This is a genomic window from Bariatricus sp. HCP28S3_D3 (assembly GCF_052065755.1).
Classification (GTDB): domain Bacteria; phylum Bacillota; class Clostridia; order Lachnospirales; family Lachnospiraceae; genus Allocoprococcus.
Window position 1 is genome coordinate 22,892 of sequence record NZ_JBQHTK010000034.1, and the last position, 6,727, is coordinate 29,618.

Consider the following 6,727-nt stretch of genomic DNA (forward strand, 5'->3'; position numbering starts at 1 on the left):
ACTCCAGACTATGCATGTCTTCCCTGAAAATGGTAGAATGCGCCTAACATACCGGCATTGTTCTGGTTTTTGGCAAATGCGATACTTGTATGCTCCCACATGCTGGACACCAGGTATTTTTCCACTGCTTTTTCAATCTTGTCCTTCAGGAATGCTTCCTGCGCCATGATTCCGCCGCCAAGTACGACAACTTCCGGATTCACTACATAACAGATATTGGCAATACCTTTCCCAAGTACATCCGTCATCTCATCAATTGCACGGTTACAGATCTTATCACCTTTTTTTGCCTCTTCAAAAATACGATATCCGCTCCAATTTTCTGCCGGTTCTCCCTTCCATGCAGCAACCTTCTTCGTCAGAATACTGGCTGCTCCGAGTGTCTGGAAATCGCTGTCATCCATATGCATATATCCGACTTCACATGCGCTGTTACTGAATCCGTGGAACACCTCGCCATTCAGCAAAATACAGCCGCCGATTCCGGTTCCGATTGTCAGCATCACAGCCGCCTTACTTCCTGCCGCCGCTCCTGCTTTGTACTCAGCAAGTCCCGCACAATTCACATCATTTTCCACTTCACATGGAATTCCGAATCGTTCTTCTACCGTCTTTTTGAATGCCGTTCCGATGTAATTCGGGATCAGCGGTGCCGAATAGAAGATTTCACCTTTCTCAATGTCAACCATACCGGCTGTAGAAATACACACACCTGCGTCTGCCTCTTCTTTTAATGCTTCTACGATACCGATGACTTTATCAAGGATCGCCGGTCCGCCTTTCTGCGCTTCTGTCTTCATTTCTTTCTTTAACAATACTTCTGCATCTTCGCTCACAATACCATATTTGATTGCTGTGCCGCCGATGTCAATACTAATATATTTTTTCATCTCTGCTTTGCCTCTTTCATTTTCCTTCATTATACTCGTTCAGCCAGAAAAGGGCAAACCGTTCTTTTATGGTTTGCCCTCGACTTTTTCTGATTAAATCTTTACTTTAAATATTGCCTTTTTAATGGTTTCCGGTTCCTGAACCTGAACCGCTGTTCTGTGTCCGTCACTCGGATAACAGATCAGGAAATCTCCATCTGTCAGGACTACGGAAGAATTCTTTTCCCCATCCATCGGAAGAAAATCATCTTTTTCCACAAAATCTTTTAATTCCATATTCTGAATGAAGTTCAGATCGATCTGTTCATTTCCATGGATCATTACATGGACGTCCAGATAATTTTTATGTGCTTCCCAGAAACGTTCTTCCGGTGTTGTCGTTGTATATTCTACGATATTGACAAACAGTCTGTCACCATCGATTTCATGACTTCCCTTTTCATAAGATGCAAGGTCGTGTGTCTTTGCATATTCAAAGCACTCTTTTACCTGTTCTTCTAAGAATGGGAATTCTGATAAATTATTGATATTTCCAAAAATCACGAAAATCGTCACTCCTTCTTAGTTTTTGTAAATGGTTGTGTTAGGAGCAGGTACGGAATTGTCTCCTTTTGCCTTTCTCCAGATGATACTTGCCGGGATACCAATTACCAGTGATACTACAATCGAGATGATTGAGTATGACCAGATTGATACGTGATCAGCAGGTACGAAGTATTTGATGTATATCATTACGCCTGATGCAACGATGAATGCACATACTGCACCAAATGTATTGGCAACCTTTGTAAATGCTCCAAGGATAAATGTTCCGATCAGGATACCAAGTACCAGTCCCATGAATCCATTGAACCATTCGTATGCAGATTTTACTCCGCCGTTAGCCAGTACCATAGCAACTACGATTGCGAAGATACCAACGATCAGAGATACATACTGTCCGATCTTTGTCTGTTTCTCAAAGCTTAATTCTTTCTTAGAAAGTCTTGTCTGGATATCCAGTGTCCAGCTTGATGCTACAGAGTTCAGACCTGTAGAAAGTGTAGACTGTGCTGCTGCATAAATAGCTGCTAACAGAAGTCCTGTTACACCAACCGGAAGCTCAAATGCGATGTAAGATGCGAAGATTTGGTCCTGAGCTGCTGCCGGTGGAAGTGCATTCTGCTGATAGAATACGTATAATCCTGTACCGATCAGGTAGAATACTGTTGCGATGAAGATTGATAATCCTCCGTTTGTAAGCATCATTTTGTTCAGTTTCTTTGTATCAGTTGTTGTTGTAAAACGCTGTACAATATCCTGGCTTGATACGTAAGATGCCATTGTATTGAATCCGGCACCAACGATCATGATGAATACGCTGTCTTTAAAAATATTAGCATTGAAGATTGGCTGATCTACAGCAAGGAACTTATGCTCTGTTGTCAGTGCATGTGCGATTGCTCCAAATCCACCATCTAAGTGTGCTAACAGGAAGATCAGTGCAAATGTAACACCGATCAGAAGTACAGATCCCTGGATGAAGTCTGTCCAAAGTACGGATTTAAGACCTCCTGTGTATGAGTAAATAATAGCAATGATACCCATGATAATGATCAGTAAGTTTACGCTGATTCCAGTCAGACTTCCAAGTACCATACATGGAAGGTACATGATGATTGACATACGTCCGATCTGGTAAATGATGAACATTACAGCTCCAAGTACACGAAGTCCTTTGCTTCCGAATCTCAGTTCCAGATAATGATATGCTGTATCAATATCCAGTTTGCTGTAGATTGGCAGGAAGAATTTAATCGTGATCGGGATAGCTAACAGCATACCAAGCTGTGCGAACCACATGATCCATGTTCCTGCGTATGAGTTTCCTGCTAATGACAGGAATGAAATCGGACTTAACAGTGTTGCGAAAATTGATACGGAAGTTACCCACCACGGTACAGTTCCGTCTCCTTTAAAATACTCTTTTCCTTTCATTTCTTTCTTTGCAAAATGAAGGCCGGCGAACAGTACAGCCGCGAGATAAACTACTAAAATGACTAAATCTACTACGGTAAACCCTTGCATCGTCTCTCTCCTTACAGATATTTTTCTTTCACGTATTTGTTATATAATCTTACAGATATTTAGCTTTTGCGTCGCGAACCATCTTAGCTGCTTCTTCAACGATAGCCATGTCTTCTTCTACTAATGCTGGCAGTGGCTCTCTTACTCCGCCAAGTTCCAGACCTTCGTTGATCTTTAACATAGCTTTGATCACTGCGTACATATTTCCGTGTGCAGAGCACATCTTGTAGATAATCTCATCACAAGCATACTGGATTTCTCTTGCTTCTTCCATCTTTCCGGCTCTTACATACTCGTCTAATTTCAGATATAATTCCGGCATAACTCCGTATGTACCACCGATTGCTCCTTCAGCTCCGATGACACGTCCACTCATGAACTGCTCATCTGGTCCGTTGAAGATGATGTAGTCAGGGCCTGCTGCCTGTTTGAACATCTGGATATCCTGTACCGGCATAGAAGAGTTCTTAACACCAATTACGTTAGGATTCTTTCTCATCTCTGCGAAAAGTCCCTGTGTAAGAGCCACTCCTGCAAGCTGTGGAATGTTGTAGATTACGAAGTCTGTGTTTGGTGCTGCTGCACTGATGTCATTCCAGTACTGAGCGATTGCATACTCTGGCAGGTGGAAGTAGATCGGTGGGATTGCTGCGATTGCATCAACTCCAAGGCTTTCTGCATGTCTTGCAAGTTCCTGGCTATCTTTTGTGTTATTGCATGCAACGTGTGCGATAACTGTAAGCTTTCCTTCTGCTGCTTTCATAACGTTCTCAAGGATGATCTTACGGTCTTCTACGCTCTGATAAATACATTCTCCTGACGAACCGTTCACATATACACCTTTCACACCTTTTTCTACAAAGTATTTTGTCAGTGCCTGAACGCCTTCCGGGCTTACATTTCCTTCGTTGTCATAGCATGCATAGAATGCAGGGATTACGCCTTTGTACTTTTCAAGATTTCTCATGGTTTCTTTCTCCTTTTCTTTGTCTTTTTATATAAATTTAATTTAATAAGTTCCTTGCAGAATTATCTTTCCATTTCTTCTACAAATGATTTTGTGATCAGCTGCGGTCTTGTGATAATAGATCCTACAACAACACTGTACGCACCAAGCTCGATCACATGTTTTGCTTTTTCCGGTGTATTGATGTTACCTTCTGCGATCACTCTGTGTTTTGCTTTTGCGACAATCTTTCTTAAGATTTCGAAATCATTTGCCTCGATCTTATCGCCCTTGCTCTGCTCTGTGTAACCAACCATTGTAGTTCCGATGAAGTCAAATCCAAGTTCATCCGCATGCAGTGCTTCTTCCACTGTAGAACAGTCTGCCATGAATAACTGATCCGGATATTTTGCTTTTACTTCTTTAAAGAACTCATCTAATGTCTTTCCGCCAGGTCTCTTTGAAATAGTAGCGTCCATAGCGATGATTTCAGGTTTTACTTCCATCAGTTCTTCGATTTCTTTCATCGTTGGTGTAATGTAGATATCACTGTCATCATAATCTCTTTTTACGATTCCGATGATTGGCAGATCAACCTGTGACTGGATCTCCTTGATATCTTCTTTTGTATTTGCACGAATTCCGCTTGCACCTCCCTGTTTTGCAGCCAGTGCCATTCTTCCCATAATGAATGAAGAATGTAATGGTTCATCTGGTAATGCCTGACATGATACAATTAATTTACCCTTCAGATTTTCAACTTTCTGATTCATTTTTTGTTCCCTCCTTCGTTCTGCAATCAGTATAGTATTGTTCGATTTTATTTTCAAGTACCTTTGCAGTTCTTGAAACTTCTTTCATCTTTTTCAATACTTCTCTCTTTTTTGCCTATTTTAAAATCCGTTTTTTATACAATATGCACAATTCCAGGCAATTTCTTTCCACTTTTGAAAGTATTTTCAGTTCATGCTATTTTACTTGAAAATTCATTTATAATGTATATACTAATATTCAGAAACAAAAAAACAATAGAATAAGGAGAGATTTTATTATGGTAATTTATAAAGCAAAAGACTATCAGGATATGAGCCGTAAGGCCGCAAACATCATTTCTGCACAGATTATTATGAAGCCAAACTGTGTACTTGGACTTGCAACCGGATCTTCACCGGTCGGTACATATAAACAGCTGATCGAATGGTATAAGAAAGGGGATCTTGATTTTTCCCAGGTTACAAGTGTAAACCTCGATGAATACAAAGGACTCAGTCCTGAAAATGATCAGAGCTACAGATATTTCATGAATACCAATCTCTTTGATCATGTAAACATCGACAAAACCCGTACTTTCGTTCCGGACGGACTGGAAGCAGATTCCGCGAAAGCCTGCAACGATTATAATGCAGTCATCCGTAAGCAGGGCGGTGTAGACCTCCAGCTTCTCGGTCTTGGACACAACGGACATATCGGATTCAACGAACCAGGTGCCGCTTTTGAGAAAGAGACACACTGCGTAGATCTGACAGAAAGTACAATTGAAGCCAATAAGCGTTTCTTCGAATCTGAAGATGATGTTCCGAGACAGGCTTATACAATGGGAATCAAGAATATCATGCAGGCCAAGAAAATTCTGGTTGTTGTAAGCGGAGAAGATAAGGCGGATATCTTAAAAGAGGTCTTATACGGACCAATTACTCCGAAAGTTCCTGCTTCTATTCTTCAGTTACATAATGATGTTACGATTGTAGCTGATGAAGCAGCACTCAGTAAGATTGATATGTAATATGAATAAAAAATCCCGGTATGTGAATCAGACATTTTTGAGCATCCAGCTCATTGTCCTTTCACATACCGGGATCTTTTTCTGTATTCGATTATATTTGCGGCAGCCGGACTATTTTTGTAAAGGAGGGGATGCTAATGTTGACTCTCGAAGATCTGATTGCTGTTATCAGCTTATGCTTAACAGCCTTTGGACTTGGTTACGCAATAGGATGCAATCACGCAAAAAAATAACCGCCCCAGCCTCGCAAACTGAACGGTTATTTTCTTAACTAATCATTATGTGGGCTAACCGTCTATCGGCAGCACCTTTTCTATAATTATATTAGCACCTGCTAGCTCAAATGTCAAAATCTTTTCCTCGTTCTGTTTACAACCTGTTATGTTTTTTGTAATTAATTCACTCAATTCCACATATTTATCGAAACATTCGAAATCGGTTTGTCCTAGTGTATTGACATGTTGATATTTAGCTTTACCACCGCCTTTTAAGAGACGGAAGTAAAGCTGGGATATAAAGACTTAAGCTTTATTCTGGCATCACTTGTCCTAAAATGCCAGTCAACCTTTGCTGCTATTGTATTACGCTCTGCTTCCCATACAGACAACTCCTTGCGTAGCAGTTCAATGTTAGCTATACGCCGGGACAGGCACTGCCTGGTCATTACATTCAACTCTATTTCCGCAATGTCCAGCCAACTGCCGTGCTTTGGCGTATAATGTATTTCCAGTTTTTTGATGATGCGTCTTGCCTCATCCGGAGAATATCTCTTATACAGAGAAGCCGGCTTATGGGTATTGAGGTTGTCCATTACAAGAATGATCTTTTCGGCATCCGGGTACATGACATCCACAAGGTACTTAATTTCCTCCGCCCAGTCAACGGCTGTACGATGTTCCCGTACACTTACATGATGTGTCCCGCCAAGTGGTTCTACAAAAGCAAATATGCTGACCGTTCCATTTCGGGTATATTCGGCATCCGTTTTACGGTCATTCCCGGGAATCATTGGCAGGGGCTCCCTGGCTTCGCCCAGAAGCT

General features: G+C 41.3%; 7 protein-coding genes. 1 reads left to right on the top strand and 6 read right to left on the bottom strand.

Annotation, left to right across the window (positions count from 1 at the left end; all coding sequences use genetic code 11):
- Positions 1 to 8: 8 nt before the first annotated feature.
- From ACTNB3_RS15155 to ACTNB3_RS15175, 5 genes are all read right to left on the bottom strand, one after another.
- Complete coding sequence (locus ACTNB3_RS15155) at positions 9 to 890, bottom strand: ROK family protein (RefSeq protein ID WP_055157330.1); 882 nt, start codon at positions 888 to 890, stop codon at positions 9 to 11.
- Positions 891 to 983: 93 nt separating this feature from the next.
- On the bottom strand, positions 984 to 1,433 hold the full coding sequence (locus ACTNB3_RS15160) for a YhcH/YjgK/YiaL family protein (RefSeq protein WP_055284298.1): 450 nt from the start codon (positions 1,431 to 1,433) through the stop codon (positions 984 to 986).
- Positions 1,434 to 1,451: 18 nt separating this feature from the next.
- Positions 1,452 to 2,957 carry a sodium:solute symporter gene (locus tag ACTNB3_RS15165; RefSeq protein WP_427819914.1) on the bottom strand — a complete coding sequence of 502 codons (1,506 nt, stop codon included), beginning with the start codon at positions 2,955 to 2,957 and terminating at the stop codon, positions 1,452 to 1,454.
- 49 nt (positions 2,958 to 3,006) lie between these two features.
- Positions 3,007 to 3,924, bottom strand: coding sequence for a dihydrodipicolinate synthase family protein (locus ACTNB3_RS15170; RefSeq protein ID WP_006427785.1), 918 nt, complete (start codon positions 3,922 to 3,924; stop codon positions 3,007 to 3,009).
- 62 nt (positions 3,925 to 3,986) lie between these two features.
- On the bottom strand, positions 3,987 to 4,676 hold the full coding sequence (locus tag ACTNB3_RS15175) for an N-acetylmannosamine-6-phosphate 2-epimerase (protein WP_015529448.1): 690 nt from the start codon (positions 4,674 to 4,676) through the stop codon (positions 3,987 to 3,989).
- Positions 4,677 to 4,954: 278 nt separating this feature from the next.
- Between ACTNB3_RS15175 and nagB the strand changes: the two genes are divergently transcribed.
- The gene (gene nagB / locus ACTNB3_RS15180; RefSeq protein ID WP_117685531.1) at positions 4,955 to 5,686 is read left to right on the top strand and encodes a glucosamine-6-phosphate deaminase; all 732 of its coding nucleotides are present in this window, start codon (positions 4,955 to 4,957) and stop codon (positions 5,684 to 5,686) included.
- A 487-nt stretch (positions 5,687 to 6,173) separates the two neighbouring features.
- Here nagB and ACTNB3_RS15185 read toward each other — a convergent pair.
- A partial coding sequence (locus ACTNB3_RS15185) for an IS630 family transposase (RefSeq protein WP_441026688.1) occupies positions 6,174 to 6,727 on the bottom strand: 554 nt, incomplete at its 5' end.